Genomic DNA, 26708 nt, shown 5'->3' with positions numbered 1-26708 from the left:
CAAGAGGAATTGCTGAAATGTACTATGGATTTGACATTGGCGGCAGCAAGATAGCGCTGGGCGTATTTAATCAGGAGCGGCGGCTGCAGTGGGAAAAACGCGTCGCCACGCCGAAAAGCAGTTATGAGGATTTCCTCCAGGCGGTGGAGGCGCTGGTCCGCGAGGCCGATGCGCGCTTCGACCGGCAGGGGACGGTTGGGATCGGTATCCCGGGGATGCCGGAGACGGCGGACGGCACGCTGTATGCCGCTAACGTGCCTGCCGCCAGCGGCCGGCCGCTGCGCGCCGACCTCAGCGCGCGGCTGGGGCGCGATGTGCGCCTCGATAATGACGCCAATTGCTTCGCGCTGTCGGAAGCGTGGGACGATGAGTTTACGCAATACCCGCTGGTGATGGGGCTGATCCTCGGCACCGGCGTGGGCGGCGGCCTGGTGTTGAACGGTAAATCGATTACCGGACATAGCTATATCACCGGCGAGTTTGGTCATATTCGTCTGCCGGTGGATGCCCTGGAGGTGGTCGGGCGTGATTTTCCGCTGCTTCGCTGCGGCTGCGGCCAGCTGGGCTGCATTGAAAATTATCTCTCCGGCCGCGGTTTCGCCTGGCTGTATGAACATTTTTATCAGCAACCGCTTACCTCGCCGGAGATTGTGGCGCAGTGGCAGCAGCACGATCCCCGCGCCCAGGCGCACGTCGAGCGCTATCTCGATCTGCTGGCGGTGTGTCTGGGAAATATACTGACCATTGTCGACCCGGATTTGCTGGTGCTCGGCGGTGGATTATCTAACTTTACGGCCATTAGCGAAGGGCTGGCGCAGCGATTGCCGCGCCATCTTCTGCCGGTCGCCAGGGTACCGCGCATTGAGCGCGCGCGCCACGGCGATGCCGGGGGAATGCGCGGTGCGGCCTTCCTTCATCTGAGCCATTAACCACAGAGGTAGCTATGCAGTCGCGCCGTTTACATCGATTGAGCCGTTTTCGTCGCAATAAACGTCAGTTGCGTGACCGTCTGCGTCAGCGGATTTTCTTTAGGGAGGACAGGATGAAGCCTGAAGCGATGGCCAAACCGAGAGTGGTGGTGTTAACCGGCGCGGGCATATCGGCGGAGTCGGGGATCAAAACTTTCCGCGCGGCCGATGGCCTGTGGGAAGAGCATCGGGTGGAAGATGTGGCGACGCCGGAAGGCTTCGCCCGCGACCCGGCGCTGGTGCAGGCGTTCTACAACGCCCGCCGTCGTCAGCTGCAGAGTCCGGAGATCGCGCCGAACGCGGCGCATCTGGCGCTGGCGCGTCTGGAGGATCTGCTGGGCGACCATTTTCTGCTGGTCACCCAGAATATCGATAATCTGCATGAACGCGCCGGCAACCGCCGGGTGATCCATATGCACGGCGAGCTGCTGAAGGTGCGCTGTTCGTGGAGCGGCCAGGTGCTGGAGTGGACCGGGGACGTCACCGCAGAGGACAAATGCCACTGCTGCCAGTTCCCGGCGGCGCTGCGTCCGCACGTGGTCTGGTTTGGCGAAATGCCGCTGGGGATGGACGAGATCTACAGCGCGCTGGCCGAAGCGGATATCTTTATCGCCATCGGCACCTCCGGCCACGTCTATCCGGCGGCCGGCTTTGTGCACGAGGCGCGACTGCACGGCGCCCATACCGTTGAACTGAACCTCGAGCCCAGCCAGGTGGGCAGCGAGTTTGCCGAAAAGCACTACGGGCTGGCAAGCGAAGTGGTACCCGCCTTTATCGATAAGCTGCTGCAGGAAAACGCGCTGTAAACTGAATCAGCCTGCCGGTGGCCAGGGCGACGCCAACCGCTTCCGGCAGCGCTGTTGACAAGGATGTCACGTCATGACAGGAGTCAGACCATGCATCATCCCCTGGTCATTGCATCGATCGCCTTGATCGCGTCCATTATCGTCGGCATCTGGAGCCAGCGTGCGCTACCTGAATACGCTGATAGCCGACCGATCCTCTTCCTGCTGTGCCTGTTGATCGGCACCGGCAGCGCGTAGTGCCTGCTGCTGGATGGCTTAGCCCTGCTGTTCACCGGTCAGGTCGCGACGGGCGGTGTGCGGGTATACGGCCCCATGCTGCTGCTGGTGGTGCTGTGGAAACCCCTCAACGGGATCTTCGGCATCATTGAAGATTTTGTGCAACGGCGAGCCGAAAAAGGGAAGGACAAAGGCCAGCGCGACGGAGGGCGACGCTGAGCCGCCGCCTGCGCCGTAGCTTATTTATAGCGCCTTTTGCATATTAATGACCGAACGGGCGTTCGAGGCGCTGGTAGCCAGCACATCTATAACCCCGGTGCGTAATGCCCCCAGGATCGCCGTCGCTTTCGTACTTTCGGAGGCGATAGCGATGACGCAGGGAATGGCCCGCAGCTGTTCGAGACTTAAGCCAATGACCCGGTCATTCATCACCGTATCGACGGGTTTGCCCTGAATATTGAAAAAGCTGTACCCCGCCAGATCGCCCACCACCCCCTGTTCCTGACGCGCGGTGGCAATTTCCTGCGGCGTAAACCAGCCGAGCTGGACCATAAAGCTGTTTTCATTCATATCGCCGAGGCCAATGATCGCCACGTCAGCTTTGCTGGCCTGTTCGAGCGTGGCCTTAATCAGGCGGTTTTGCATAAAGGCGGCGCGCAGCTCCGGGGTTTCCACATAGGCCGGGGCGTAAAGCGTTTCGCTGAAGCCGTTAAATTTGCGCGCCAGATTCCGGCTGATGTGGTCGGCGTCGATCAGCTGATTGTCGCGCTTGGTTCCGCCGATGCCGCAGATAAAGCGGCAGTGGCGCTCAGGAAACACACCGACGTGATTCGCCACCGCGGCCACATTGCGCCCCTGACCAACGGTGACGGTCATATCGTTTTTTAACACCCCAGCCAGGTAGTTACTGACCAGGGCCGCCACCTGCTGGCGCTGTTCATCTTCATCATGGTGATCCAGGGCAATCAGCGCGCGCTTAATGCCAAAGTGCGAAATAAACTGCTGCTCAATCTGGGAGCTGAAGACCGGATGGTATTTGACGCTGATCTCAACAATCCCTTCCTGGCGCGCTTTTTTCAGCAGGCGCCCGACTTTGATACGCGAAATGCCGAATCGTTTGGCGATCTCTTCCTGCGTTTGTTCCTGATCGTAATAAGCCACCGCAATTTCAGTGAGCAGGGCGTAATCTGAGTCTTGTTCAATCATGGCCTGGAATTTCCATCTCTGGTGTCCCTCTTATATTACTGCGCCTGCAAAATAAATTCCTGTGTAACGCGTTGAACAATGTCGCAATAGCCTTGTGCGTCCCAGGCCGCGCGGCCGATAAACAAGCCATTGATCTCCGGCTGGCGCAGCAGTTCCACCGCGTTTTGCAGTGTAACGCTGCCGCCATAGAGCAGTGGGATACGGATTCCTGTCTCATGACCAAACCGCTCGCAAAGCGCCTCACGCAACGCCTGATGAATGACGCCCGCCTCCTGCGGTGAGGCGGGCGTACCATGTTCGCCAATGGCCCACACCGGTTCATACGCAATCAGGATCTGCAGCGCTTGCTGGTGGCTCAGGCCATACAGGGCGATCTTCGTCTGCCGCACCACGCTTTCACGCGACACCTGCCAGCGTTTCTCCTCGGCGCTATCGCCAATACAGATCAGTGGGCGCAGGCCATGACCTAAGGCGCTATGTACTTTTCGATTAATCGCGGCATCGCTTTCATTAAAGGCGGCGCGTCGTTCTGAATGTCCCAGCTCAACAAGCGTGGCGCCGGTTTCTGCCAACATGGCCGCCGAGATTTCCCCGGTCCAGGCGCCCTGATCCGCTTCATGCATATTCTGCGCGCCGGTCAAAAGTGGTAACTGATGCATTTGCAGAAAATGGCTGACGGGTTGGATCGCGGTGAAGGGGGGAATGACGAAGGGCTGAATAGCAGGGTGACAGCCCTCTGGCATCCGCGCTGCCAGCGTTTCGCACCAGGCCATGGCCTGCGACAGCGGCTTATTCATTTTCCAGCTGGTTCCTAACCATATCGGGGTCATCTTTGCTTCTCCTGTTAATAAAATCAAACGCTTGCAAAATGTGGGTGTCATACCCTGTATTGAGGTTGAACTTTTTATCAGTACATGAACATATGTTAGATCACATTTTTCGATGAAAAAAATCTATGAATTTTTTTATGTGATCCTCATCACTAATGGCGGCTCATTCATCAGGTAATGTTTTGAGCATATGATTTGACTATGAACATATGAACAATCAACTGAGACAAGAGAGGCGCATGATGTCAGCAGAGAAAAAACCCGTTGTGGCGATTACCATCGGCGATCCGGCAGGGATCGGCCCAGAGATCACAGTGGCCACCATGATGGACAAAAGCGTGTATGACGAGTGCAAACCGTTCCTGATCGGCTCGGTACCGATTATCAGCCGGGCGATGAAAATCATGGGCTGCGATTTTGCTATCCATAAAATTGCTCATCCTCAGGAGGCCCGTTTCAGCTGGGGGACGCTGGATGTCCTAGAAACCGGCGACTACGACTGCGACAGCATCGAATGGGGCAAGGTGCAGAAGCTGGCGGGGCAAATGTCGCTGGACTATGTGATGAAGTCGATCGAACTGGGCAAAGCGGGGCTGATCGACGTGGTCTCTACTGCACCTATTCATAAGGAAGCCATCAAGCTGGCGGGATGTAAGCTCCCGGGCCATACCGAAATCTATCAGGTGGAAACCCAATCTGATTATGGCTTGACTATGTTCCACGTCCACAACCTGCGCGTCTTCTTCGTGAGCCGCCATATGGCGCTAAAAGCTGCCTGTGACTATGCCAATAAAGCGCGGGTGCTGGCCTGCGTTCAGCAGATCCATCATGAATTTACTGCCCTGAACATCAACAATCCGCGTATTGCCGTGGCCGCCCTGAACCCGCATGGTTCCGACAACGGTCTTTTTGGTCACGAAGAGGCAGACAATCTGATCCCGGCGGTGAAAGCGGCCCAGGAGATGGGGATCAACGCTATCGGGCCGGTACCGGCCGATTCCGTGTTCCATCTCGGCAAACAGGGGCGCTACGACGCCATTCTCTCGCTTTATCACGATCAGGGGCATATCGCCTGTAAAACCCTCGACTTTGAACGTTCAATCACCATTACCTTCGGCCTGCCGTTTATGCGCAGCTCCGTTGACCATGGGACGGCGTTTGATATCGCCGGTACCGGTAAGGCGGGTACTGTCAGTATGCTGGAGTCGACGCTGGTGGCGGCCCGTTACTGGAAAATGAAGCATCAATAATCGCTGAGGTTCATGCGAATCACGAGGACAGAGAAATGGAAAAACATCTGTTGATTAGCAAGGGCTGTAAGGGCTGGGGTGGGCCTCTGACTATCACGCTGGGTCAGGGAAAAAAGATTGCGTACATTACCGGGGGGATCCGTCCCCCGGTCGTGGACCGCCTGAGCGAACTGACCGGCTGGCCCTCCATTGATGTATTCAAAAATGGCGAACCGCCGGCAGAAGAGATTGGTTTAATGGTCATCGACTGCGGCGGCACGCTGCGCTGCGGACTCTATCCGAAGCGGGGAATTCCCACCATTAACCTGCATCCCACCGGCAAAAGCGGCCCGCTGGCGGAATTTATACACGAAGGGATCTACGTCTCCGGGGTGACGCCTGCCTGCATTGAGATGGTCTGGCCACAAGGGGAAGGCGGAAAGCTTGGGATCGTGGCTGACGATTTGACCGGGGCGACCACCGTCGGGGTGCTGCTGGCACGTAGCGGTTTAAAAACCGCCGCGTTTTTCGATACCGAATCCTTCTCCCGCAATGAGGTCGAGTATCCGGCGATGGTCGTCAGCAGCGACAGCCGCCCATTGCCGAAAGCGGAGGCCCAGCACAAAGTGAGCGCTGCGGTGAAACAGCTGCAGGCTCGCGGCGCGCACTACTTCACCAAGCGGATTGATACCACGCTGCGCGGCGGCATCGGATTTGAAATCGATGCCATGCTGGAACAACTGCCGCAGGAGACGGTGGCGGTTGTGGTGCCGGCGATGCCGCAGTCACGGCGTATTCTCGTCGGCGGTTATTCGGTGATTGATTCGGTAGCCCTGTCGCGGACCGATGTGGCTCGCGATGTACGTACCCCGGTCACCGAGTCGTGGGTGCCGGGACTGTTGGCGGCGCAGACCCATCATCAGGTCGGGCATATCGCGCTGACGTCGGTGATGAAAGGCGAAGGGCAAATCCAGCAGGATTTGCAGGAGCAACAGCAACGCGGCGTGCGGGTGATAGTGGTCGATGCGATAACCGTCGACGATGTCGATGCCATCGCCGGGGCGGTAGTGGCCCTGAACTGGAACGTGCTGGCCGTCGATCCGGGGCCCTTTACCGAACGGCTGGCGGTTCGTCGCGGCCTGATGCGCGAAGCGCGGAGCAGCGCGCCCGCGAGCCTGACAGCGGACGGCCAGCGCGGCTCGATTTTGATCGTTGCCGGCAGCGCAACGCCAGTAACCAAAAAACAGCTCCAGTATTTGATCGCCAGGGATGACCGGGTCTGCCATATCCCGGTTGATGCCGAGCTGTTGGTTGACAGGAAAAACGCCGCTGAGATTGAAGTCAATCGCGTGGTACAGCATGCCCGACAGTGCGTCCCGGCGCAGCACAACGCGCTCTTTGTTTTTGAATCCGCCTTGACCGGGCGGTTGCTAAACCTTCAGGAAGAGGAGCAGAGATTTGGTCTGGCCCACGGTGAGGCTGCGCAAAATATTAACCACGGATTGGGCAGTATTGTACGCGAGGTGCTTAACTGTGCGTCGGGTGAAATTAAAGGATTGTATATGACCGGCGGTGACACCATGGTCAATGTCCTAAAAGAGCTGGGCGCGACCGGAATAGAAATGATTGACTATGTCATCCCGCAAACCGATATGGTGCGGATTATTGGTGGTGATTATGCCGGCTTAATTTGTGTCGGAAAAGGAGGGTTAACCGGACCGGAAGATATTATTGGCATCATTGTTGACCGAATTTATCAAGAAGCACAGCAATAACCCAGTCATCTAATAAAAAATAAACGACGTAATGGTCGTCAGGGTAGTATTGCGTCGTTATCTCTGTTAAATCTTAATTTAAGAGTCACCCTATGAATATTAATATACTTGAGAAAATGAATAAGGTGCCCGGTGGGCTAATCATTATTCCACTGCTGGTGGCAATATTGATTAATACCTTTGCTCCCCAGGTGCTCAGTATTGGCGGCCCGACCACCGCTTTATTTAAAGTCGGTTCCAGCGCCATGATGGGCATATTTTTGCTCATTTGCGGAACCTCAATCAATATCCGTCAGGCCGGTTTGCCGCTCTATAAAGGCGCCGTGCTGCTGTTTCTCAAATGTCTGGCCGGGGCCCTGGCGGTATGGGCCGCGGGAACGTTGTTTGGCCCGAGCGGATTTCTCGGGATATCGACCCTGGCGCTGATTGCCTGCCTGACCAGCTCGAACAGCTCCCTCTATATCGCATTGTGCAGCAACTATGGCGATGCCAGTGATGCCGGGGCGATCTCCGTGTTCTGCATCAAGGATGGTCCGTTTGTCACCATGATGGTGCTGGGCGTCAGCGGCCTGGCCAATATTCCCTTCGCCGCGCTGCTGTCGATGCTTATCCCGCTGCTGATTGGCATGCTGTGGGGCAATCTGGACGAACGTTTTAAACAGTTATGCGCCGCGGCGCAGCCGCTGGTGATCATTATTATGTCGTTCGCCATCGGCGCCAACTCCAGCATCAATACGGTGTTTACCGCCGGCCTGTCCGGGATCCTGTTGGGGATTATCTCCGCGCTCACCGGGATTGTGTTCTACTTTATCTACAACCTGTTTTTGAAGAAGAAAAGCGCGCTGGGCGCCGCGCTGGGAACCACCGCCGCCAGCTCAGCGCTGACGCCGGCGATGGTTGCCCAGGCGGATCCTTCGCTGGCGATGTACGTGGATGCCGCCACCGCGCAGCTGGCGACGGCGAGCATTATCACCATGATCACCGCGCCGATACTGGTCGCCTGGTTTGATAAACGGCTGAAAAAGCGGGCGCCAGCCGCTGAACCTTTGAAAGACGCGAAAAGTGAAGAGAGCGTGACATTATCTTCCCCTGCCGCCAAAGGACACAAATAGTATGAGCGTGCCGTTGTATTCATTACGAATTACCGCCGTCGGGGAATATGTTGAGTGCTCTTTGCGGGAGCAGCGGCTTATTTTATTCTCCGATGCCGTTCCCGACGATATTGCGAGTTATTGCGCCGTACACCAGGCCAGCGAACTGACCGCCGAGTTAGCGCCCGGTCAGCGAATGAAATTAAATGATAAAAATTATCGGGTGACCGCGGTAGGCAGTGTGGCAACGGCAAATTTACGACAGCTTGGCCATATCACGCTAAATTTTGATGGCGCAGATATCGCTGAATTACCCGGGACGGTACACCTTTACGGCGAACCACCACAAATTATTCAGCCCGGCGACCAAATTTCGTTTTACCCGAATTGTCATTAAGACGTACTGTTAAATTAAGGAAATAACCATGAAAACAATCGCTATTGGTGCGGATGATGCCGCCTATGCTTTTCGCGATACTATCGTCGCTTATTTGAATGGGCTGGGAATAAACGTCGCGGATTACAGCAGCGATAAGCGCCAGGGGAGTACCGTTTATCCGGATGTTGCCCATGCGGTGGCGATGTCGATTAAACAGGGCGAACACGAGCGCGGCATTCTGATCTGCGGTACCGGCATTGGGATGAGTATTGTGGCCAATAAAGTCCCCGGGGTCCGTGCCGCCCAGTGTCACGATACCTTCTCCGCTGAGCGAGCGCGTAAAAGTAACAACGCGCAGATTATTACCCTCGGCGCGCGGGTGATTGGCACTGAGCTGGGCAAAAAAATTATTCAGGCGTGGCTTGAGTCCGAATATGAAGGCGGCGGCTCCGCGCCCAAAGTGGAACGTATTGATTATTACGAACACCAGCATGCCAGAGATTAATCTCCGCAGTCGTAAGATAAGGAACAGATGATGAGCCAGTTAGACGAACTGAAAAAATACACCACGGTTGTTGCTGATACCGGCGATATTGAATCGATTAAAAAGTTTGCACCCCAGGATGCGACCACCAACCCCTCGCTGGTGCTGAAGGCCGCGCAGCTGCCGCAGTATCAGCCGCTGATTGCCGATGCGATTGGCAAGGCACGCCGCCAGGGAGGCAGCGCAGAAACACAATTGATTAACGCCTGCGATCAGGTGGCAGTGGATATCGGCAGCGAGGTGCTGCGCCATGTGCCCGGGCGTATCTCCACCGAAGTGGATGCCCGCTTTGCCTGGGATCGCGGGATGTGCGTCGCGAAGGCGCGCAAGCTCATCCAGTTATATGAAAAAAATGGCATTGGTCCCGAGCGGATTCTAATTAAGCTCGCCGCCACCTGGGAGGGCATTCGCGCTGCCGAAGAGCTGGAGCAGAGCGGTATAAACTGCAACCTGACGCTGCTGTTCTCTTTCGCTCAGGCCCGGGCATGCGCCGAAGCGGGCGTCTTTCTCATCTCGCCCTTTGTGGGCCGCATCTACGACTGGTATCAGAAGCACCAGCCGCAGTCAGCCTATCAGGTGGACAGCGATCCGGGCGTGGTCTCTGTGCGCCAGATTTATCAGTATTACAAATCCCATGGCTATGACACGGTGGTAATGGGCGCCAGCTTCCGTCGAATTGAGCAGATCCAGGCGCTGGCGGGCTGCGATCGACTGACCATCTCTCCGGCACTGCTGGACGAGCTGGCGGCCAGCGAAGGGGCGTTGACCCGCCAGTTGACCCCCGGCTGCGTGACGGAAACCCGTCCCAGCCCGATGACGCAGGCGGAGTTCCTCTGGCAGCATCATCAGGATCCCATGGCAGTGGAAAAACTAGCGGAAGGGATCCGACTGTTTGCTGTCGATCAGGTGAAACTGGAACAACAGATTCAGCAGATGTTGTAATCCGCGGGGATAAAGACTGATGAAAACGACAAATACCACTCGCCGCCAATGCGCCAACGCGCTGCGTGCCCTGAGCATGGACGCAGTACAGAAAGCCAAATCCGGCCACCCGGGTGCCCCGATGGGTATGGCTGACATTGCCGAAGTGCTGTGGCGTGATTTCCTGAACCATAACCCGAACAATCCGGCCTGGGCTGACCGTGACCGTTTTGTGTTGTCAAATGGCCATGGTTCGATGCTGATTTACAGCCTGCTGCACCTCACTGGCTACGATCTGCCGATATCCGAGCTGAAAAACTTCCGCCAGCTGCACTCCAAAACGCCGGGTCACCCGGAAGTCGGCTACACTGCAGGCGTGGAAAACACCACCGGTCCGCTGGGCCAGGGTATCGCTAACGCGGTCGGGATGGCTATCGCCGAGAAAACCCTGGCGGCGCAGTTCAACCGTCCGGGACACGATATCGTCGACCACTACACCTACGCTTTCATGGGCGATGGCTGCATGATGGAAGGCATTTCTCACGAAGTGTGCTCTCTGGCCGGTACCCTGAAGCTGGGCAAACTGGTGGCCTTCTATGATGACAACGGCATCTCCATCGACGGCCACGTTGAAGGCTGGTTTACCGACGATACCGCCAAACGCTTTGAAGCCTACGGCTGGCACGTGGTGCGCGGCGTTGACGGTCACGACGCTGACGCCATCAAACGCGCAGTAGAAGAAGCGCGCGCGGTCACCGACAAACCGTCCCTGCTGATGTGCGAAACCATCATCGGCTTCGGTTCGCCGAACAAAGCCGGTACCCACGACTCCCACGGCGCGCCGCTGGGCGACGCCGAAATCGCCCTGACCCGCGAAGCGCTGGGCTGGAAACACGCGCCGTTTGACATCCCGTCTGACATCTATGCGCAGTGGGATGCCAAAGAAGCTGGCCAGGCGAAAGAAGCGGCATGGAATGAGAAGTTCGCTGCCTACGCCAAAGCCTTCCCGCAGGAAGCAGCCGAATTCACCCGTCGTATGAAAGGCGAGATGCCGTCTGACTTCGACGCCAAAGCCAACGAGTTCATCGCGAAGCTGCAGGCCAACCCGGCGAAAATCGCCAGCCGTAAAGCCTCTCAGAACGCCATCGAAGCTTTCGGTCCGCTGCTGCCGGAATTCCTTGGCGGTTCCGCTGACCTGGCGCCGTCCAACCTGACCCTGTGGTCTGGTTCTAAGCCGATCAACGAAGACACCGCGGGTAACTACATTCACTACGGCGTGCGTGAGTTCGGTATGACCGCTATCGCCAACGGTATCGCGCTGCACGGCGGCTTCCTGCCGTACACCTCCACCTTCCTGATGTTCGTGGAATACGCGCGTAATGCGGTACGTATGGCGGCGCTGATGAAGCAGCGTCAGGTGATGGTCTACACCCACGACTCCATCGGTCTGGGCGAAGATGGCCCGACTCACCAGCCGGTAGAGCAGGTGGCTTCCCTGCGCGTAACGCCGAACATGTCCACCTGGCGTCCGTGTGACCAGGTTGAATCCGCGATTGCGTGGAAATATGGCGTCGAGCGTCAGGACGGTCCGACCGCGCTGATCCTCTCCCGTCAGAACCTGGCGCAGCAGGAGCGTACCGCAGAGCAGCTGGCGAACGTGGCCCGCGGCGGTTATGTGCTGAAAGAGTGCACCGGCTCGCAGCCGGAGCTGATCTTCATCGCCACCGGTTCAGAAGTGGAACTGGCGGTTGCCGCGTGGGACAAACTGACCGCCGAAGGCGTGAAGGCGCGCGTGGTTTCCATGCCGTCCACCGACGCGTTCGACAAGCAGGATGCGGCTTATCGCGAATCCGTACTGCCGAAAGCCGTGACCGCGCGCGTTGCCGTGGAAGCGGGTATCGCTGACTACTGGTTCAAATACGTTGGCCTGAACGGCGCCATTGTTGGCATGACCACCTTCGGTGAGTCTGCGCCGGCTGAGCAGCTGTTCGAGGAGTACGGCTTCACCGTCGATAACGTGGTTGCTAAAGCGAAAGCGCTGCTGTAAATCCCCACCACTATCGCCCGGCCCGGAGTCGGGCGATACGCTCTCTGAGTAATGATCTTCCGGTCATGAGTTTGTCTTTTCCTTTCTGAACCATTTCCCACTCTATTTTGTGCGTGACCGCTGATTTCTGTACGTTTTTTTGTGCAGACCGGCAAATGTAGACCAGATTCAATAGGCGTCCGCACGTTCGCGCCGCGACCCTGTTCCCCCGCCCGGAAGTCTGCAAAGGAGACCCCGCCATGCCGTCACCGATGATTTATCAGGATCTCACCACCACCGCGCTGCTCAGCCATGCGGCGCAATACCACAGCGAGACGGAGATCGTTTCGGTGGGCGCCGGCGGTGAGAAAGAGCGCAGCTGCTGGGGGGAAGTGGCCAGCCGCGCTCAGCGGCTGGCATCGGCGCTGGCGTCGCTGGGGCTGCCGCCGGGCGCCCGCTGCGCCACCCTCGCATGGAACAATCGCCGCCACCTGGAGATCTATTTCGCCGTCGCCTCCGGCGGCTGGGTGACGCACACCGTCAATCCGCGGCTGTCGGTTGACCATCTGCGGTATATCCTCAACGACGCCGCCGACGAGGTGCTGTTCTTTGACCAGACCTTTTTGCCGCTGGTGGCGCAGCTGCTGCCGCAGCTGCCGACGGTGAAACACGTCGTGCTGATGGCGCCCCGCAGCGAAGCGGCGCTCAGCCAGCTGCCCTCATTGCTGTTTTTTGACGAACTGTTGCAGCAGGGGATGGCAGACTATCGTTGGCCGCCGCTCAATGAACTGACGCCGGCCTCGCTCTGCTACACCTCGGGGACCACCGGCCGACCGAAAGGGGTGTTGAATACCCATCGTTCGCTGGTCCTGCATGCCCTGAGCGGCAATCAGCCGGACGCCGCCGGGATCTCGGCCAGGGATAGCCTGTTGCCGGTGGTGCCGATGTTCCATGTCAACGCGTGGGGGACGCCGTTTATCGCCGCCCTGGTCGGCGCGCGGCTGGTGCTTCCGGGGCCGCACCTCGATGGCGACAGCCTGCTGCAGCTGCTGGCCGCCGAGAAGGTGACGGTGGCGTTCGGCGTGCCGGTGATCTGGGCCGGTCTGTTGTCGGCGATGCGGCGGTCGGACATGCGGCTGCCTGATTTTAAACGCGCGTTTGTTGGGGGCTCCGCGCTGCCGCCGTCGATGATGGAGGCCTTTCAGCACGATTACGGCATTACGCTGATCCACGCCTGGGGAATGACCGAAACATCGCCCATCGGCACCATTAACACGCTGTTGAGCAAACATGACGCACTCCCGGCACCGGAGCAGCAAAAACAGCGTAGCGGTCAGGGGCGGCCTATTTTTGGCATCGAGCTACAGGTGGTGGATGTCGAGGGCGACCCACTGCCGATGGACGGTCAAAGTCAGGGATATCTGCAGGTCAGAGGGCACTGGGTGGTGGAGCAGTACTATGGTCAGGACGAAAGCGCCCTGACCGCGGCTGGCTGGTTTGATACCGGCGATATCGGTACGCTCGACGCCAATGGTTATCTGGTGATCAGCGATCGGGCAAAGGATATCATCAAGTCCGGCGGCGAGTGGATCTCCACCGTTGAGCTGGAGAATATCGCCATCGCGCATCAGGCGGTGCGCAGCGCGGCGGCCATCGCCGCCCGCCACCCGCGCTGGGACGAGCGGCCGGTGCTGCTGTGCGTTCGCGTGGAAGGGGGCGAAGTGGAAGAGAGCGATCTGCTGGCCTGGTTTGAGAAACGGGTACCCAAATGGCAGATCCCGGACCGGGTGATATTTGTCGATGCGCTACCGGTCAGCGCCACGGGCAAGGTGCTCAAAAATCAGCTGCGCCAGGCCTATGGAGAGATTTTAATGAGTGAGGGAAAATGAGCCACGCGCGACCCGGTCTGACGACCTGCTCTCAGTATGACGCAGCGCTGCACGCCTTGTCGGCGGCGCGCCAGCGCTGGGCGGAGACTTCAGTGAATCGTCGTCTGGCGCTCCTGCGCCAGATCAAGGATGCCCTGGCTTCAATTGCTCCTGCGTGGGTGGAGGCGGCGGCGAGGGCCAAAGGACTACCGCCAGGCGATCCGCTGACGGGCGAAGAGTGGCTGGCAGGCCCCTGCGCGCTGATGGTCGGCTGCAACGGGCTCATCGCCACCCTGGAGCAGCTGGAGGAGAAGACCTTTCTGCGGCGGATCCCGCTGCGGACGCTGGCGGACGGCCGCCTGGCGCTGCGGGTGGTGCCCGGCACGCTCTGGGATCGACTGTTGCTGTCTGGTGTTCGCGCTGAAATTTGGATGCAGCCGGGGGTCACCCGGGCCAATCTCGATCGCTGCGCGGCAGCCGCATACGATATCCCGCCGGCCGCGCGGCAGGGCAAGCTGGCGCTGGTGCTCGGCGCCGGGAATGTGGCCGCTATCGCGCCGCTGGACGTATTACACAAACTGTTTATTGAAAATCAGGTCTGCCTGCTGAAGCTCAACCCGGTGAATGATTATCTGCACGATCTGCTGGCTCAGGCTCTGGCGCCGCTGATCGCCATGGATGCGCTCCGCATCGTCACCGGCGATGCCCAGGCGGGAGCGTGGCTGACCACCCATCCCGCAGTCGATGAGATCCATATCACCGGCTCGCGGGAGAGCCATGACGCTATCGTCTGGGGCGACGGTGAGGCGGCTCGCCAGCGTCGGGCCGCCGGGACGCCGCTGAACCCGCGTCGGGTGACCTCGGAGCTGGGCGGCGTCAGCCCTACCATTATCGTCCCCGGTCCGTGGAGCGAGGCGGATATCGCTTTTCAGGCGCAGCAGCTGGCGACGCAGAAGATGAACAATGGCGGGTTTAACTGCGTGGCCAGCCAGGTGCTGATCCTGCAGCAGGGCTGGGAGCCGGCGTCGGCCCTGCTTAATCAGCTGTACCGGCTGATCGCCGCCAATACCCGTCCGGACTATTACCCCGGCGCGGAAAACCGGCTGACTGACTTTCGCCTGCGCGCCCGTCAGCCGCTGGAGATAGCCCGCGGCGACGCGCTGCCGTTGATTGTGGCGAACACCGAGGATGATCCTGACTTCTGCCAGCAGGAGGTCTTTGGCCCGGGGCTGTCGATCACCCGCCTTGAGGCCGACAGCGCGGAAAGCTTTTTGCGCCAGGCGATCGGCTATGCCAATCAGCGGCTGCAGGGCACGCTGGGGGCCAATATTGTGATCCACCCGCGCACCCGCAAGGCGATTGGGCGTAAGCGTTTTAACGCGCTGATCGCCGAGCTGCGCTACGGCACGGTGGCGATCAACTGCTGGAGCGGGGTGGCCTTCCTCTTAGCTCCCTGCCCGTGGGGGGCGTTTCCCGGCCACAGGCTCGACGATATTCAGAGCGGGCGGGGCAAGGTGCATAACAGCTTTATGCTGGAGAAAACCGAGCGCACGGTGATTGAGGCGCCGTTTCGGCCGTTTCCGCGCAGTCTGTGGCATGGCGAACTGACGCTGATGCCCCTGCCGCCCTGGTTTATTACTCACCGGGGGCAGGAAGCGGTGGCGCAGCGGCTGGTGGATTTTTATCATCGGCCGCGCTGGCGCAAGCTGCCGGCGATCCTCTGGTGCGCGCTGAGGGGCTAAAGTGAGAGCAAAAAAAGGGCGGAACCGCGGTTCCGCCCGGCGGGATTAGCGGCCCGCTTTCAGCTTCTGGTAATACTCTTCATAAATAGCGCTGGCGCTGCCGACGTCATTTTGCCATTCGCCTTTCTCGATGGTGGCGGCGTCCGGATAGAGCGATTTATCGTTGGCCACGGCCGGGCTGAGCATTTTGCGCGCCGCCAGGTTTGGCGTGGGGTAGCCGATGGTTTCCGCGACCTGCTTGGCGACATCCGGGCGTAGCAGGAAGTTAATCAGCTTCAGCGCGCCGTCGACGTTTTTCGCATTTGCCGGGATCGACAGGCTGTCCATCCAGAAGATGCCGCCTTCTTTCGGCCAGATCACTTCCAGCGGCGTACCAGCCTGGCGGGCGACGTAAGCCGAACCGTTCCATACCATGCCGAGGTTCACTTCGCCTTCCATATACGGGTTCGCCGGGTTATCGGAGTTAAACGCCGCGACGTTGGGCATCAGTTTTTTCAGCTCGTTATAGGCGGCTTCAATCTCTTTCGGGTCGGTAGTGTTGCCGGAATAGCCCAGCTTACGCAGCGCTATCTGGAACACTTCGCGCGCGTCGTCGGTCAGCAGCAGGCTGCTTTTGTATTCCGGCTTCCACAGGTCGGCCCAGCTGGTGACGGTTTTCGGATCGATAGCGTCGCTGTTGACGCCGATGGCCGTCGCACCCCAGATGTAGGGGATGGAGTAGTCGTTATTCGGGTCGAACGGTTTGTTCAGCATCTGCGGATCGAGGTTGCTGAAGTTAGTCAGCTTGCTCTTATCGATCTTCTGCAGCATGCCTTCTTTACGCATCTTGTCGACGAAGTAGGTCGACGGGACGACCAGGTCGTACGCCCCATCTTTATAGGTCTTGAGCTTGGCGTACATGGTTTCGTTCGACTCGTAGGTCGAGTAGATAACCTTGATGCCGGTCTCTTTGGTGAATTGCTCCAGCAGGCCCGGCGGCACATATTCGGTCCAGTTGTAGAAGTAGATCGTTTTGCTGTCGTCCGCGTGGGCGGCGCTCATGCCGATTGCCAGAGCGCCCGCCGCGAGCAGGTGGCGTGACCATTTTTTCATTTTAACGTCCCCTGAGTTTTATCACGTGCAATTAACTGACTGGCGATGACCATCACCAGCGACAGAACCAACAGTATCGTTGCCAGAGCGTTCACCTCTGGCGAAACGCCGACCTTGACCATCGAATAGATCTTCAGCGGCAGGATTTCATACCCCGGACCGGTGACGAACGAGGAGACCACCACGTCATCCATCGACAGCGTGAAGCTCAGCAGCCACCCGGCCGCCACCGCCGGCAGGGCCAGCGGCAGGATGATTTTGCGCAGGATGGTCATCTCGCTGGCGCCCAGATCTTTCGCCGCCTCCAGCATCCGCACATCGAAGCCTTTCAGCCGGGAGTAAACGGTGACCACCACAAACGGCAGGCAAAAGGTGATATGCGAAAACAGCAGCGACCAGAAGCCAAGCTGGACGCCAATCAGCATAAACAGCACCAGCAGGGAGATGGCCATGACAATATCGGGCGACATCATCACCACAAACAGCATGCCGCTAACGAACGGTTTGCCGCGAAAACGGTAGCGGTACAGCGCCACGGCGGTTAGCGAGCCGATAAGGGTGGCGAAGGTCGCCGACAGCACCGCCATGGTCAGCGAGTGCTGGGCGGCCTGCAGCAGGCTATCGTTGTTCATCAGCAGACTGTACCAGTCGGTGGTGAACCCCTGCCAGTTGATGCCGAAACGCGACCGGTTAAACGAGTTAACGATCAGAATAATAATAGGGATGTAGAGATACGCGTAGATGGCGGTCATAAAGCCGCCGCGCAGCAGTCGACCGATCATTCCAGCTCCACCTTTTTATTCAGCAGGCGCGCCGCGCGCCAGTAAATCAACAGCATCAGGCCCATCACCAGGGTTAAGGTAATGCTGGTTGCCGCGCCGAACGGCCAGTCGCGAATATTGAGGAACTGGCTCTTGATCACATTGCCGATCAGCAGGTTCTTGGCGCCGCCCATCAGGTCGGAAACGTAGAACAGCCCCATCGCCGGCAACATGACCAGCAGGCAGCCGGCGATGATCCCCGGCATGGTCAGAGGAATGATGATGCGGATAAACGTCTGCAGCTTGCTGGCGCCGAGATCTTTCGCCGCTTCCAGCAGCGGCCGATCCAGTTTCTCAATGCTGGAGTAGAGCGGCATCACCATAAACGGCAGCAGGATGTACACCAGGCCGATAATCACCGCCGACGGGGTGAACATAATGCGTATCGGCGTGTCGATCACTCCCAGCCACAGGAGAAACTCGTTCAGGTAGCCTTTGGTGCTGAGGAAAATCTTCAGCCCGTAGATGCGGATCAACGAGTTGGTCCAGAAGGGAACGATCAGCAGGAACAGCAGCAGAGGCCGCACCTTCTGCGGCAGCCGGGCAAGGAACCACGCAAACGGGTAGCCCAGCGCCAGGCAGGCGAGGGTCGCCAGCAGCGCCATGTTCAGCGAATGCAGCAGCACGTCGTAATAGAGCGGATCCAGCAGCCGCGAGTAGTTGTCCAGCGTGAAGACCAGCTTGACGAAGTTAGCGTCGTCGCGGGTCAGGAAGCTGGTGGCGATGATCATCAGGTTGGGCAGAAAGACAAACAGCACCAGCCAACCGACGATGGTGGCGATCACCACATTCTGGAATTTACTGGTGTTCTTCATCGGCCAGCACCACCTCCCAGCTCTCCACCCAATTGATAGACATTTTCTGGTCAAGAGAGTGGTCGAAATCCGGGTCGTCTTCGTTAAAGAATTCGCTGACCATCACCATTTTGCCGTTTTCCAGCTCCACCACCGACTCGAGAGTCATGCCCTTATAGTTGCGCTCGCGCACATAGCCGATCAGGCCGTCGGCGTCGCTGTTGTGGTGGATCTCATCGACGCGCAGATCTTCCGGGCGCAGCAGGACATGCAGACGCTGGCCGGCCTCCACCGCAAAATTGACGGTGATGTTGCATTCACGCCCTTCCACGCTGGCCCGCACGCGCTGTTCGTCGAGGCGTTCAATGACCGTGGCGTCGAAGATATTGATCTCGCCGATAAAGCTGGCGACGAACAGGTTTTTTGGCTCTTCGTAGATCTCGCGCGGGGTGCCGTCCTGTTCGATTTTGCCATCACGCATCACCACGATGCGATCGGACATGGTCAGGGCCTCTTCCTGGTCGTGCGTGACGAAGACGAAGGTGATGCCGAGCTTACGCTGCAGCGCTTTCAGTTCGTTCTGCATCTGCTTACGCAGCTTGTAATCCAGCGCCGAAAGGGACTCATCGAGCAGCAGCAGGCGCGGTTTGTTGACCACCGCGCGGGCGATGGCCACGCGCTGCTGCTGGCCGCCGGAGAGCTGGTGCGGTTTGCGCTGGGCAAACGTCTCCAGCTGCACCATCTTTAAGGCATCCATCACCCGCGGAGTGATTTCCGCCGCCGGGGTTTTCTGCATCCGCAGGCCGAAGGCGACGTTCTCGAACACCGTCATATGCGGAAACAGGGCGTAGCTTTGGAATACGGTATTAACGTGGCGGTTTTCCGCCGGAACATGAGTGATATCGTGATCTTCGAGATGGATCCGTCCGCTGTCGACGTTTTCCAGGCCGGCGATAAGGCGCAGAACGGTGGTTTTACCGCAGCCAGAGGGGCCAAGCAGGGTGAGAAACTCACCATTGTTGATGGTCAGGTTAAGGTTATCGATGACCGTTTTACCATCAAAGCTTTTGCGAATTCCCGCCAGTTGCACCAGCGGCGAACGCGAACGCGGTTGTATATTCAATTTTTGACTCTGTCCCATGTAGACGCAACGGAAACTTCCGACCGCTGCGGGGTTTGTGATTAACCACCTTTGGGGTTGCACGTTTTTAATAAGGGCCAGCATTCTACGGCAAACGAGGGTAATCGCCAATCCTTGATACGCCTGCATAGTCTACCTTTACACCATAACGTCGGTTCCGTTATTAAATTTCGCTTTACGGGCTAAGAATGACCTGACGCAATATTTGTCTTTTCTGGCTTATCAATAATGTTGTCACAAAAGAAGAGGGTGGCTACATGGATAAATTGCTTGAGCGTTTTTTGCAGTACGTTTCTTTGGACACGCAGTCGAAGCCTGGCGTTCGTCAGGTCCCCAGCACGGAAGGGCAGTGGAAGCTGTTACGCCTGTTGCAGGCGCAGCTGGAAGAAATGGGACTGGTCAAGGTAACGCTGAGTGAAAAGGGGACGGTAATGGGAACCCTGCCTGCCAACGTCGAGGGCGATATCCCGGCCATCGGCTTTATCTCTCACGTCGACACCTCCCCGGATTTCAGCGGCAAAAACGTTAACCCGCAGATTGTCGAAAACTATCGCGGCGGCGATATTGCGCTGGGTATCGGCGATGAGGTGCTCTCCCCGGTGATGTTCCCGGTTCTCCATCAGCTTTTGGGTCAGACGCTGATCACCACCGACGGGAAAACGCTGCTGGGGGCGGACGACAAGGCCGGCATCGCCGAGATCATGACCGCGCTGGCGACCCTGCAGGCGAAAAATATCCCCCACGGCGATATCCGCGTGGCCTTCACCCCCGATGAAGAGGTCGGAAAAGGGGCGAAGCATTTCGACGTCGAGGCCTTTGACGCCCGCTGGGCCTATACCGTTGACGGCGGCGGGGTCGGCGAACTGGAGTTTGAAAACTTCAATGCCGCCTCGGTGACCATTAAGATCGTCGGCAACAACGTGCACCCCGGCACCGCGAAAGGGGTGATGGTCAACGCGCTGTCGCTGGCCGCGCGGATTCATGCCGAAGTGCCGGCCGACGAGGCGCCGGAGACTACCGAAGGCTATGAAGGCTTTTATCATCTCACCAGTATCAAAGGCAGCGTCGATCGGGCCGAGATGCACTACATCATCCGCGATTTTGACCGTAAGCACTTCGAGGCGCGCAAGCGCAAGATGATGGAGATCGCCAAAAAGGTGGGCAAGGGGCTGCACCCGGACTGCTATATCGAGCTGGTGATCGAGGACAGTTATTACAATATGCATGAGCAGGTGATCGCCCATCCGCACGTGGTCGATATTGCCCGCCAGGCCATGGTGGACTGCGATATCGAACCGCAGATGAAGCCGATCCGCGGCGGTACCGACGGGGCGCAGCTCTCGTTTATGGGACTGCCATGCCCGAACCTTTTTACCGGCGGCTACAACTATCACGGCAAACATGAGTTTGTCACCCTGGAAGGGATGGAGAAAGCGGTGCAGGTGATCGTGCGTATCGCCGAGCTGACGGCGGCACGAAAAGGGCATTAATCTTCTCAGGCAGCCCGGTAGGGCCGCGTGTCGGACAAGACGCCGGATGTCGGCTGCGCCTTATCCGGCCTGGGGGCCAACCGGTGGCCGCGGAACCCGTAGGCCCGGCAAGCGCAGCGCCGCCGGGCGGTCAACAGCAGAGCGGGAACTTGTCTTCGTGCCGGATGGCGGCTGCGCCTTATCCGGCCTGGGGCCCAACCGGTGGCCGCGGAACCCGTAGGCCCGGCAAGCGCAGCGCCGCCGGGCAAAAGCGATAAGGCTAATACTGAGGAGGGAACCTCACATGTCTGACTATCGTCGCAGTTATATCCCCGGCGGCTGCTGGTTCTTCACCGTTAACCTGCAAAATCGCCACAGCGATCTCCTGACGCGGCATATTGCTCATCTGCGTATCGCTACAGCGCTGGTTAAAAGCAAAAAACCTTTTCTGATTAACGCCTGGGGGGGTTTACCGGAGCATATGCACTGCATCTGGACTCTGCCTGAGGGGGATACCGATTATTCCGGTCGCTGGCGGGATATTAAAAAAACGTTTACCCGGGCGCTGGCGCAGCGCCATATCTGGCAACCGCGCTTCTGGGAACATGCCATCCGTAATGAAGAAGATTACCGGCGGCATATGGATTACGTTTATATCAATCCCGTTAAGCACGGTTATGTCCGTCGGGTGCAGGATTGGCCGTATTCGACCTTTCATCGTGATGTGCGCCGGGGATGGTACCCCCCGGAGTGGGCGGGTGAGGTAAGCGAATTTGATGCAGGCGAGAGGCGATAATGCTCGGGTAAGACATTGCCGCCATCGAAACCACAAAGTGCCGGATGGCGGGTAACGCCTTATCCGGCCTACGGTCCAACGGGTGACCGCGGAACCCGTAGGCCCGGCCAGCGCAGCGCCGCCGGGCGGTCAACAGCAGAGCGAGTGCCTGTCTTCGTGCCGGATGGCGGCTGCGCCTTATCCGGCCTACGGTCCAACAGGTGACCGCAGAACCCGTAGGCCCGGCAAGCGCAGCGCCGCCGGGCGGTCAACAGCAGAGCGGGTACTCGTCTTTATGCCGGATGGCGGCTAACGCCTTATCCGGCCTACGGTCCAACAGGTGACCGCAGACCCCGTAGGCCCGGCAAGCGCAGCGCCGCCGGGCGGTCAACAGCAGAGCGGGTGCCTGTCTTCGTGCCGGATGGCGGCTAACGCCTTATCCGGCCTGGGGTCCAACAGGTGACCGCGGAACCCGTAGGCCCGGCAAGCGCAGCGCCGCCGGGCAGGATGGCACTCAGTCGCCAAAGAACCAGTAGCCGCTGTTGACCAGCGCCGCCAGCATGGCGAGGAAAGAGGGATCTTCCAGCGCATCGCCAAAATGGTCGGCGCGCAGCGTCAGGTGGGTGGCTAAGGCGTCCAGCGCCGGGCGGTGCGGAGAGTTGATCTTCTCGCCATTGACGAACACCTCGCCGTCAATGCGCAGCACCCGCAGGCCGCCCAAGCGTTCCAGGGTATCGCCCTGCTGCAGGGCATCGTAAATTTCATCGGGCTGATACGGCGGCTCCGGCGGCGCGACGTCGAGCTCATGACGCGACTGAGTGATAAACTCGCCGAACCACTGCTTAAAGTGCTCCGGTTGGTTAATCAGCCCCAGCATCATCTCGCGCAGGCGGTCGAGTTCGGCCGGTAAAATATCCGCCGGATGGTCGCGGGAGGGCACGTCCGGATCGGCGTAGCGCTGGCTGCCCAGTTCGCGCTGGAGAACGTAGTCGGCAAAGCCGCTGAACAGCTCGCGGGCATTCGGCGCGCGATAGCCGACCGAATAGTTCAGCGAATTTTCCAGCGAATATCCCTCATGCGGGAATCCTGGCGGAATATAGAGAATATCGCCCGGCTCCATCTCTTCATCGATGATCGCCTCGAAGGGGTCAACCTGCAGCAGGTCCGGATGCGGGCAGTGCTGTTTCATCGGCACTTTTTCCCCGACGCGCCAGCGCCGACGGCCAGTGCCCTGGATGATAAACACATCATACTGATCCAGATGCGGGCCGACGCCGCCGCCCGGTACAGAGAAGGAGATCATCAGGTCGTCGATACGCCAGTCCGGCAGGGCGCGGAACGGGTGCATCAGCGCCGCCGACGGCTCATGCCAGTGGTTGACCGCCTGTACCAGCAGGGACCAGTTGTTTTCGCTCAGGTGATCGTAGCTTTCGAAGGGACCGTGACTGACCTGCCATTTTCCATCCTGATGGCTGACAAGGCGGCTATCGACCTCGCTCTCCATGGCCAGTCCAGCCAGTTCGTCCGGGCTCAGCGGGTCGATAAAATTGGCGAAGCCGCGCTTCAGTACCACCGGCCGTTTTTGCCAGTAGCGTTCGATAAAGTCGGGCCAGTTAAGCGTTAATTGATAATCCATATTGATATTCCACTGCAGGTGTCTGACAGGGATTATAACGGATGCGGCGCCCCGGCGATGCAGGCGCCGTGAAAAAACTCAACGATTAACTCTCTTTATCTTCCATCAGCTGGCGGCCAAACACCACCTCCATGCAGGCGCCGCCGAGCAGGCTCTCGCCGGCGATGATCTCCCCGTCATATTGTTCGACGATTTCCCGGGCGACGGAGAGCCCCACCCCCTGGCCGGGACGCAGAGTATCCGCCCGCTGACCGCGGTCGAAGACAGCGCGGCGCTGGCTCGGCGGGATCCCCGGCCCATCGTCTTCCACCAGAATGTGCAGATGGCTGTCGGTGGTCTGGCGCACGGAAACCTCCACGAACTCCAGACAGTACTTACAGGCGTTATCGAGAACATTACCCATCACTTCCATAAAATCGTTCTGCTCGCCGACAAAACTGATCTCCGGCGAGATGTCGAGCGAGATATTGACCCCCTTGCGCTGATAAACCTTATTGAGGGCGGAGGTCAGGCTGTCGAGCAGGGGGGCGATCGGGTGCAGCTCCCGGCTCAGCAAGGTGCCGCCGCTGCGCATGCTGGCGCGATGCAGATAGTAACCAATCTGCTGCGAAATACGGCTGATCTGCTCCAGCATCACCGGCTCCGCCTCGTCGACGCTGATCTTCTCGCCGCGCAGCGAGCGCAACGTGCTCTGCATCACCGCCAGCGGCGTTTTCAGGCTGTGGGTGAGATCGGTGAGGGTGGTGCGGTATTTGTCATAGCGTTCACGCTCGCTGCGAACCAGCCGGTTAAGGTTGCTGACCAGCCTGGTCAGCTCGCGGGTGGTGTTGGGATTGAGCTTCTCGCGGTGATGTTCCTCCAGCTCGCGCACCTCTTTGGCCAGCGACTCGATGGGGCGCAGGCTCCACCAGGCGGCGACCCACAGGAGGGGGATCACCAGCAACAGGTTGGCGGCCAGCACGTAGATAAACCAGCTCCACACCATATAGCTGCGCTTGAGCTCCACCGGGATGGTGTCGACCACCACGATACTGAGCTGGGGCATTTTGCTGGTGGCCGGGTAGAAGTTGATCGCCACCGAGTGGGTCATCTCCGAATCGTCGCCCTGTTCGCGGATGGCGTCCAGCTGTTCCTGAACCTCATGGTTATTGCGCAACAGCATACTGCTGCTGTCGACATCGGCTTCAATTTCATGAAAGCCATTGCGTTTCAGCCAATCCGGTTGAATGCGTTTTGTCAGCCAGGGGACATCGCGCTGCGCCCACAGCAGTTTGCCCTTCTCATCGTAAATAAGGGTCACCGTCGGGCTTTCCATATTCAGATTTTCCGGGATATCGACGTCAATGGCGCCGTTCTCCCATTTGGCCAGCATATAAAAGAGATTGCTCTCGCCGCGCAGCAGACGGAAGGTGGTTTTATCGAAGCTGACGCTGTAGCCCACCAGCGCCACCATGCCATAAGCCAGGGAGAGCACCAGCACCACCCCGGCGGTCGCCAGCAGGAAGCGAACCCGTAACGACAGCGGGAAAATATGCCGCAACAGTCCCTTCATCAGCGCAGTTCGAACAGATAGCCCTGGCCGCGCACCGTGGTGATGACGTCCTGCGGGTATTCAGCCTGAATTTTCTTACGCAGCCGGCCCATCAGCACGTCGATGGTATGACTTTCACGCAGTTCGGCATCCGGGTAAAGCTGGAGCATCAGCGAATCTTTACTGACCACTTTGCCGCGATTGCGGATCAGGGTTTCCATAATGGTGTACTCAAAAGCCGTCAGCTTGATCGGCTGGTCGTTCACCGACAGCTCGCGCCGGGAGAGGTCGACCTGGAACGGCGGCAGAGAGATCACCTGCGAGGCCAGGCCGCTGTTGCGGCGCAGCAGCGCCTGCATGCGGGCGGCAACCTCTTCAATATGGAAAGGCTTGGTGACGTAATCATCCGCCCCGGCGCTCAGCACTTCGACTTTATCCTGCCAACCTTCGCGGGCGGTCAGCACCAGCACCGGCAGTGACACGTCGTGGCTGCGCCAGCGGCGGATCAACGATAATCCATCTTCGTCCGGCAGACCGAGATCGACGATGGCGATATCCGGGAGATGTTCGCCCAGATAGTAATCCGCTTCCTTGGCATCCTCTGCGGCATCGACCTGATGGCCCAGCTCCTGTAGCTGAACTTTGAGGTGGTGACGCAGCAGGGCATTATCCTCAACCACGAGTACGCGCATGGCTGTTCTCCCTTGCAATTTCGAAAGTAGTCTGACGCTTATTATATACGCAAAATATAAACAGCTGTTAAATAAAGCTTTTTATACAAACGGCGTGCAGCATCGCCGGGCAGGTCGGCGTTGGGCGGCGCCTTTTGCGCACGGGCATGGAACTCCTTCATTCTATGCGTAATTTCAGCAAACGCCCAGCGGCAGGGCGCGGGCAGCGGCGGGTTGGTGATGTTAATTTTTTGTGTAATAGTGCTGGAATTATCCCTCAATGACGCCGCAGGTTATCCATTATGTCTCAGCAGCAGAGCGCGGACTGGGTCAGGCTGGCGCAGTCGCCCAGTCGGACGGAGCGCATCGAAGCCTTCTTCGGCGGCCACGGCTATGAGCCGCACCGGCATGACACCTACGCCATCGGCCAGACGATCGCCGGCGTGCAGAGCTTTCACTATCGCGGCGGGCTACAGCACAGTCTGCCCGGCGGGACGATGGTCCTTCACCCGGACGAAATACACGATGGCGAGGCGGGCACCGAGGCGGGGTTTCACTACCGCATGGCCTATATCGAACCCGCGCTGATCCAGAAGATACTCGGCGGCAGGCCATTGCCGTTTATCCCCGGCGGCTTGTCGGCGGATCCTCGGCTACGTCGCGCCGCGCAACCGTTGTTGAAAGCGGTCACGGCTACCTTCGAGCCGCTGGAGGAAGAGGACGCCCTGTACGACCTGGCGCAGACCCTGGCCGTGGTCGGCGGGCAGCGTTCCCGTCGCCAGGCGTTTGATTATCAGGCGGCGGAGAGGGCCCGGGAGTATATCCATGCCTGTTTTATGCAGGATATGACCCTCGACATCCTGTCGCAGGTCAGCGGCCGGGACCGCTGGAGCCTGAGCCGCGATTTCAGAACGCTGTACGGCACCAGTCCGTGGCGATACGTCATGATGCGCCGGCTCGATTTTTGTCGCCAGCGGATGCGCGCCGGGGAGCGTCTGGTGGATATTGCCGCCGAGGCGGGCTTTGCCGACCAGAGCCACATGACGCGCCAGTTTATCAGCCGCTTTGGCCTCTCTCCGGGGCGCTGGCTGCGGGCGATCCGCGGCTAAGGCGGCGCAGGTTGCACAATCGTTCAAGCGTGACCGCGGCGCGGTGAACTATGCTGACTGCCTTTATC

At 58.9% G+C, this 26708-nt stretch carries 24 protein-coding genes and 1 pseudogene; 15 read left to right on the top strand and 10 right to left on the bottom strand.

Annotated features, from left to right (window positions below; all coding sequences use genetic code 11):
• The first annotated feature begins 17 nt into the window (after window positions 1-17).
• The 3 genes and pseudogenes from nagK (at window position 18) to ABLX76_RS01830 (ending at window position 2209) form a co-directional block, all read left to right on the top strand.
• Window positions 18-929 (top strand): N-acetylglucosamine kinase, encoded by a 912-nt coding sequence (gene nagK, locus ABLX76_RS01840; RefSeq protein WP_044522096.1) that lies wholly within the window; start codon window positions 18-20, stop codon window positions 927-929.
• Between the two features lie 14 nt (window positions 930-943).
• The gene (gene cobB, locus ABLX76_RS01835) at window positions 944-1774 is read left to right on the top strand and encodes a Sir2 family NAD+-dependent deacetylase (RefSeq protein WP_017898959.1); all 831 of its coding nucleotides are present in this window, start codon (window positions 944-946) and stop codon (window positions 1772-1774) included.
• Window positions 1775-1864: 90 nt separating this feature from the next.
• A pseudogene (locus tag ABLX76_RS01830) lies at window positions 1865-2209 on the top strand (hypothetical protein).
• A 24-nt stretch (window positions 2210-2233) separates the two neighbouring features.
• Here ABLX76_RS01830 and ABLX76_RS01825 read toward each other — a convergent pair.
• Both ABLX76_RS01825 and ABLX76_RS01820 read right to left on the bottom strand, forming a co-directional pair.
• Window positions 2234-3196: a sugar-binding transcriptional regulator gene (locus ABLX76_RS01825; RefSeq protein ID WP_004140612.1), complete on the bottom strand. Its 963-nt coding sequence runs from the start codon at window positions 3194-3196 to the stop codon at window positions 2234-2236.
• Between the two features lie 35 nt (window positions 3197-3231).
• Window positions 3232-4026, bottom strand: coding sequence for a triose-phosphate isomerase (locus ABLX76_RS01820; RefSeq protein ID WP_065881727.1), 795 nt, complete (start codon window positions 4024-4026; stop codon window positions 3232-3234).
• A gap of 242 nt (window positions 4027-4268) precedes the next feature.
• Between ABLX76_RS01820 and pdxA the strand changes: the two genes are divergently transcribed.
• From pdxA to ABLX76_RS01775, 9 genes are all read left to right on the top strand, one after another.
• Window positions 4269-5276 (top strand): 4-hydroxythreonine-4-phosphate dehydrogenase PdxA, encoded by a 1008-nt coding sequence (gene pdxA / locus ABLX76_RS01815; RefSeq protein ID WP_008806010.1) that lies wholly within the window; start codon window positions 4269-4271, stop codon window positions 5274-5276.
• Between the two features lie 35 nt (window positions 5277-5311).
• A complete protein-coding gene (locus tag ABLX76_RS01810; protein WP_012968563.1) occupies window positions 5312-7030 on the top strand; it encodes a four-carbon acid sugar kinase family protein in 1719 nt (572 codons plus the stop codon).
• A gap of 92 nt (window positions 7031-7122) precedes the next feature.
• Window positions 7123-8142, top strand: coding sequence for a 2-keto-3-deoxygluconate permease (locus tag ABLX76_RS01805; RefSeq protein WP_004204602.1), 1020 nt, complete (start codon window positions 7123-7125; stop codon window positions 8140-8142).
• A gap of 1 nt (window position 8143) precedes the next feature.
• On the top strand, window positions 8144-8518 hold the full coding sequence (locus tag ABLX76_RS01800) for a PTS glucitol/sorbitol transporter subunit IIA (RefSeq protein ID WP_064180330.1): 375 nt from the start codon (window positions 8144-8146) through the stop codon (window positions 8516-8518).
• A gap of 28 nt (window positions 8519-8546) precedes the next feature.
• Window positions 8547-9005 (top strand): ribose 5-phosphate isomerase B, encoded by a 459-nt coding sequence (gene rpiB, locus ABLX76_RS01795; protein ID WP_008806013.1) that lies wholly within the window; start codon window positions 8547-8549, stop codon window positions 9003-9005.
• Between the two features lie 30 nt (window positions 9006-9035).
• Window positions 9036-9986, top strand: a complete 951-nt coding sequence (gene tal / locus ABLX76_RS01790) for a transaldolase (protein WP_065881725.1) — start codon at window positions 9036-9038, stop codon at window positions 9984-9986.
• Window positions 9987-10005: 19 nt separating this feature from the next.
• Entirely contained in the window at window positions 10006-12012 is a 2007-nt protein-coding gene (tkt, locus tag ABLX76_RS01785) for a transketolase (RefSeq protein ID WP_261901567.1), read from the top strand.
• A gap of 239 nt (window positions 12013-12251) precedes the next feature.
• Window positions 12252-13880 carry a long-chain fatty acid--CoA ligase gene (locus ABLX76_RS01780; protein WP_348873846.1) on the top strand — a complete coding sequence of 543 codons (1629 nt, stop codon included), beginning with the start codon at window positions 12252-12254 and terminating at the stop codon, window positions 13878-13880.
• Window positions 13877-15601 carry an aldehyde dehydrogenase family protein gene (locus ABLX76_RS01775; protein ID WP_348873844.1) on the top strand — a complete coding sequence of 575 codons (1725 nt, stop codon included), beginning with the start codon at window positions 13877-13879 and terminating at the stop codon, window positions 15599-15601. Before ABLX76_RS01780 ends, ABLX76_RS01775 begins: the two co-directional genes overlap by 4 nt.
• Before the next feature lie 45 nt (window positions 15602-15646).
• Here ABLX76_RS01775 and potD read toward each other — a convergent pair whose 3' ends face one another.
• The 4 genes from potD to potA are packed head-to-tail and all read right to left on the bottom strand — an operon-like array spanning window position 15647 to window position 19449.
• The gene (potD, locus tag ABLX76_RS01770; protein WP_277475828.1) at window positions 15647-16693 is read right to left on the bottom strand and encodes a spermidine/putrescine ABC transporter substrate-binding protein PotD; all 1047 of its coding nucleotides are present in this window, start codon (window positions 16691-16693) and stop codon (window positions 15647-15649) included.
• Window positions 16690-17475, bottom strand: coding sequence for a spermidine/putrescine ABC transporter permease PotC (gene potC / locus ABLX76_RS01765; protein ID WP_004150813.1), 786 nt, complete (start codon window positions 17473-17475; stop codon window positions 16690-16692). Before potC ends, potD begins: the two co-directional genes overlap by 4 nt.
• Window positions 17472-18329: a spermidine/putrescine ABC transporter permease PotB gene (gene potB / locus ABLX76_RS01760; RefSeq protein ID WP_004150812.1), complete on the bottom strand. Its 858-nt coding sequence runs from the start codon at window positions 18327-18329 to the stop codon at window positions 17472-17474. Before potB ends, potC begins: the two co-directional genes overlap by 4 nt.
• A complete protein-coding gene (potA, locus tag ABLX76_RS01755) occupies window positions 18313-19449 on the bottom strand; it encodes a spermidine/putrescine ABC transporter ATP-binding protein PotA (RefSeq protein WP_032452454.1) in 1137 nt (378 codons plus the stop codon). The genes potB and potA overlap by 17 nt, the downstream gene beginning before the upstream one ends.
• A 257-nt stretch (window positions 19450-19706) precedes the next feature.
• Here potA and pepT point away from each other — a divergent pair, with 257 nt between their 5' ends.
• Together pepT and ABLX76_RS01745 are read left to right on the top strand one after the other, a co-directional pair.
• Window positions 19707-20939 carry a peptidase T gene (gene pepT, locus ABLX76_RS01750; protein ID WP_023289160.1) on the top strand — a complete coding sequence of 411 codons (1233 nt, stop codon included), beginning with the start codon at window positions 19707-19709 and terminating at the stop codon, window positions 20937-20939.
• 283 nt (window positions 20940-21222) lie between these two features.
• Entirely contained in the window at window positions 21223-21714 is a 492-nt protein-coding gene (locus ABLX76_RS01745) for a transposase (protein ID WP_348873841.1), read from the top strand.
• 493 nt (window positions 21715-22207) lie between these two features.
• On the opposite strand, the gene ABLX76_RS01740 is transcribed toward ABLX76_RS01745, so the two are convergent.
• The 4 genes from ABLX76_RS01740 to ABLX76_RS01725 form a co-directional block, all read right to left on the bottom strand.
• Window positions 22208-23329 (bottom strand): cupin domain-containing protein, encoded by a 1122-nt coding sequence (locus tag ABLX76_RS01740; protein ID WP_004206634.1) that lies wholly within the window; start codon window positions 23327-23329, stop codon window positions 22208-22210.
• 85 nt (window positions 23330-23414) lie between these two features.
• Window positions 23415-24881 carry a two-component system sensor histidine kinase PhoQ gene (gene phoQ / locus ABLX76_RS01735; RefSeq protein ID WP_004206635.1) on the bottom strand — a complete coding sequence of 489 codons (1467 nt, stop codon included), beginning with the start codon at window positions 24879-24881 and terminating at the stop codon, window positions 23415-23417.
• Window positions 24881-25552: a two-component system response regulator PhoP gene (gene phoP, locus ABLX76_RS01730; protein WP_004206636.1), complete on the bottom strand. Its 672-nt coding sequence runs from the start codon at window positions 25550-25552 to the stop codon at window positions 24881-24883. Before phoP ends, phoQ begins: the two co-directional genes overlap by 1 nt.
• A gap of 41 nt (window positions 25553-25593) precedes the next feature.
• Window positions 25594-25812, bottom strand: coding sequence for a hypothetical protein (locus ABLX76_RS01725; RefSeq protein ID WP_123822730.1), 219 nt, complete (start codon window positions 25810-25812; stop codon window positions 25594-25596).
• A 21-nt stretch (window positions 25813-25833) separates the two neighbouring features.
• On the opposite strand from ABLX76_RS01725, the gene ABLX76_RS01720 reads away from it, so the two are divergent.
• Entirely contained in the window at window positions 25834-26640 is an 807-nt protein-coding gene (locus ABLX76_RS01720) for an AraC family transcriptional regulator (RefSeq protein WP_023289162.1), read from the top strand.
• Window positions 26641-26708: the final 68 nt, after the last annotated feature.

The sequence above is a fragment of the Klebsiella sp. JB_Kp004 genome (assembly GCF_040065795.1).
Lineage (GTDB): Bacteria > Pseudomonadota > Gammaproteobacteria > Enterobacterales > Enterobacteriaceae > Klebsiella > Klebsiella quasipneumoniae.
The sequence above is the reverse complement of the archived record's forward strand: the minus strand, read 5'-3'. Positions and strand labels throughout refer to the sequence as shown.

Bases quoted from the DNA above. Each gene is read 5' to 3' on its own strand.
- nagK (WP_044522096.1), top strand. From the start codon at position 18: ATGTACTATGGATTTGACATTGGCGGCAGCAAGATAGCGCTGGGCGTA.
- cobB (WP_017898959.1), top strand. From the start codon at position 944: ATGCAGTCGCGCCGTTTACATCGATTGAGCCGTTTTCGTCGCAATAAA.
- ABLX76_RS01825 (WP_004140612.1), bottom strand. From the start codon at position 3,196: ATGATTGAACAAGACTCAGATTACGCCCTGCTCACTGAAATTGCGGTG.
- ABLX76_RS01820 (WP_065881727.1), bottom strand. From the start codon at position 4,026: ATGACCCCGATATGGTTAGGAACCAGCTGGAAAATGAATAAGCCGCTG.
- pdxA (WP_008806010.1), top strand. From the start codon at position 4,269: ATGTCAGCAGAGAAAAAACCCGTTGTGGCGATTACCATCGGCGATCCG.
- ABLX76_RS01810 (WP_012968563.1), top strand. From the start codon at position 5,312: ATGGAAAAACATCTGTTGATTAGCAAGGGCTGTAAGGGCTGGGGTGGG.
- ABLX76_RS01805 (WP_004204602.1), top strand. From the start codon at position 7,123: ATGAATATTAATATACTTGAGAAAATGAATAAGGTGCCCGGTGGGCTA.
- ABLX76_RS01800 (WP_064180330.1), top strand. From the start codon at position 8,144: ATGAGCGTGCCGTTGTATTCATTACGAATTACCGCCGTCGGGGAATAT.
- rpiB (WP_008806013.1), top strand. From the start codon at position 8,547: ATGAAAACAATCGCTATTGGTGCGGATGATGCCGCCTATGCTTTTCGC.
- tal (WP_065881725.1), top strand. From the start codon at position 9,036: ATGAGCCAGTTAGACGAACTGAAAAAATACACCACGGTTGTTGCTGAT.
- tkt (WP_261901567.1), top strand. From the start codon at position 10,006: ATGAAAACGACAAATACCACTCGCCGCCAATGCGCCAACGCGCTGCGT.
- ABLX76_RS01780 (WP_348873846.1), top strand. From the start codon at position 12,252: ATGCCGTCACCGATGATTTATCAGGATCTCACCACCACCGCGCTGCTC.
- ABLX76_RS01775 (WP_348873844.1), top strand. From the start codon at position 13,877: ATGAGCCACGCGCGACCCGGTCTGACGACCTGCTCTCAGTATGACGCA.
- potD (WP_277475828.1), bottom strand. From the start codon at position 16,693: ATGAAAAAATGGTCACGCCACCTGCTCGCGGCGGGCGCTCTGGCAATC.
- potC (WP_004150813.1), bottom strand. From the start codon at position 17,475: ATGATCGGTCGACTGCTGCGCGGCGGCTTTATGACCGCCATCTACGCG.
- potB (WP_004150812.1), bottom strand. From the start codon at position 18,329: ATGAAGAACACCAGTAAATTCCAGAATGTGGTGATCGCCACCATCGTC.
- potA (WP_032452454.1), bottom strand. From the start codon at position 19,449: ATGGGACAGAGTCAAAAATTGAATATACAACCGCGTTCGCGTTCGCCG.
- pepT (WP_023289160.1), top strand. From the start codon at position 19,707: ATGGATAAATTGCTTGAGCGTTTTTTGCAGTACGTTTCTTTGGACACG.
- ABLX76_RS01745 (WP_348873841.1), top strand. From the start codon at position 21,223: ATGTCTGACTATCGTCGCAGTTATATCCCCGGCGGCTGCTGGTTCTTC.
- ABLX76_RS01740 (WP_004206634.1), bottom strand. From the start codon at position 23,329: ATGGATTATCAATTAACGCTTAACTGGCCCGACTTTATCGAACGCTAC.
- phoQ (WP_004206635.1), bottom strand. From the start codon at position 24,881: ATGAAGGGACTGTTGCGGCATATTTTCCCGCTGTCGTTACGGGTTCGC.
- phoP (WP_004206636.1), bottom strand. From the start codon at position 25,552: ATGCGCGTACTCGTGGTTGAGGATAATGCCCTGCTGCGTCACCACCTC.
- ABLX76_RS01720 (WP_023289162.1), top strand. From the start codon at position 25,834: ATGTCTCAGCAGCAGAGCGCGGACTGGGTCAGGCTGGCGCAGTCGCCC.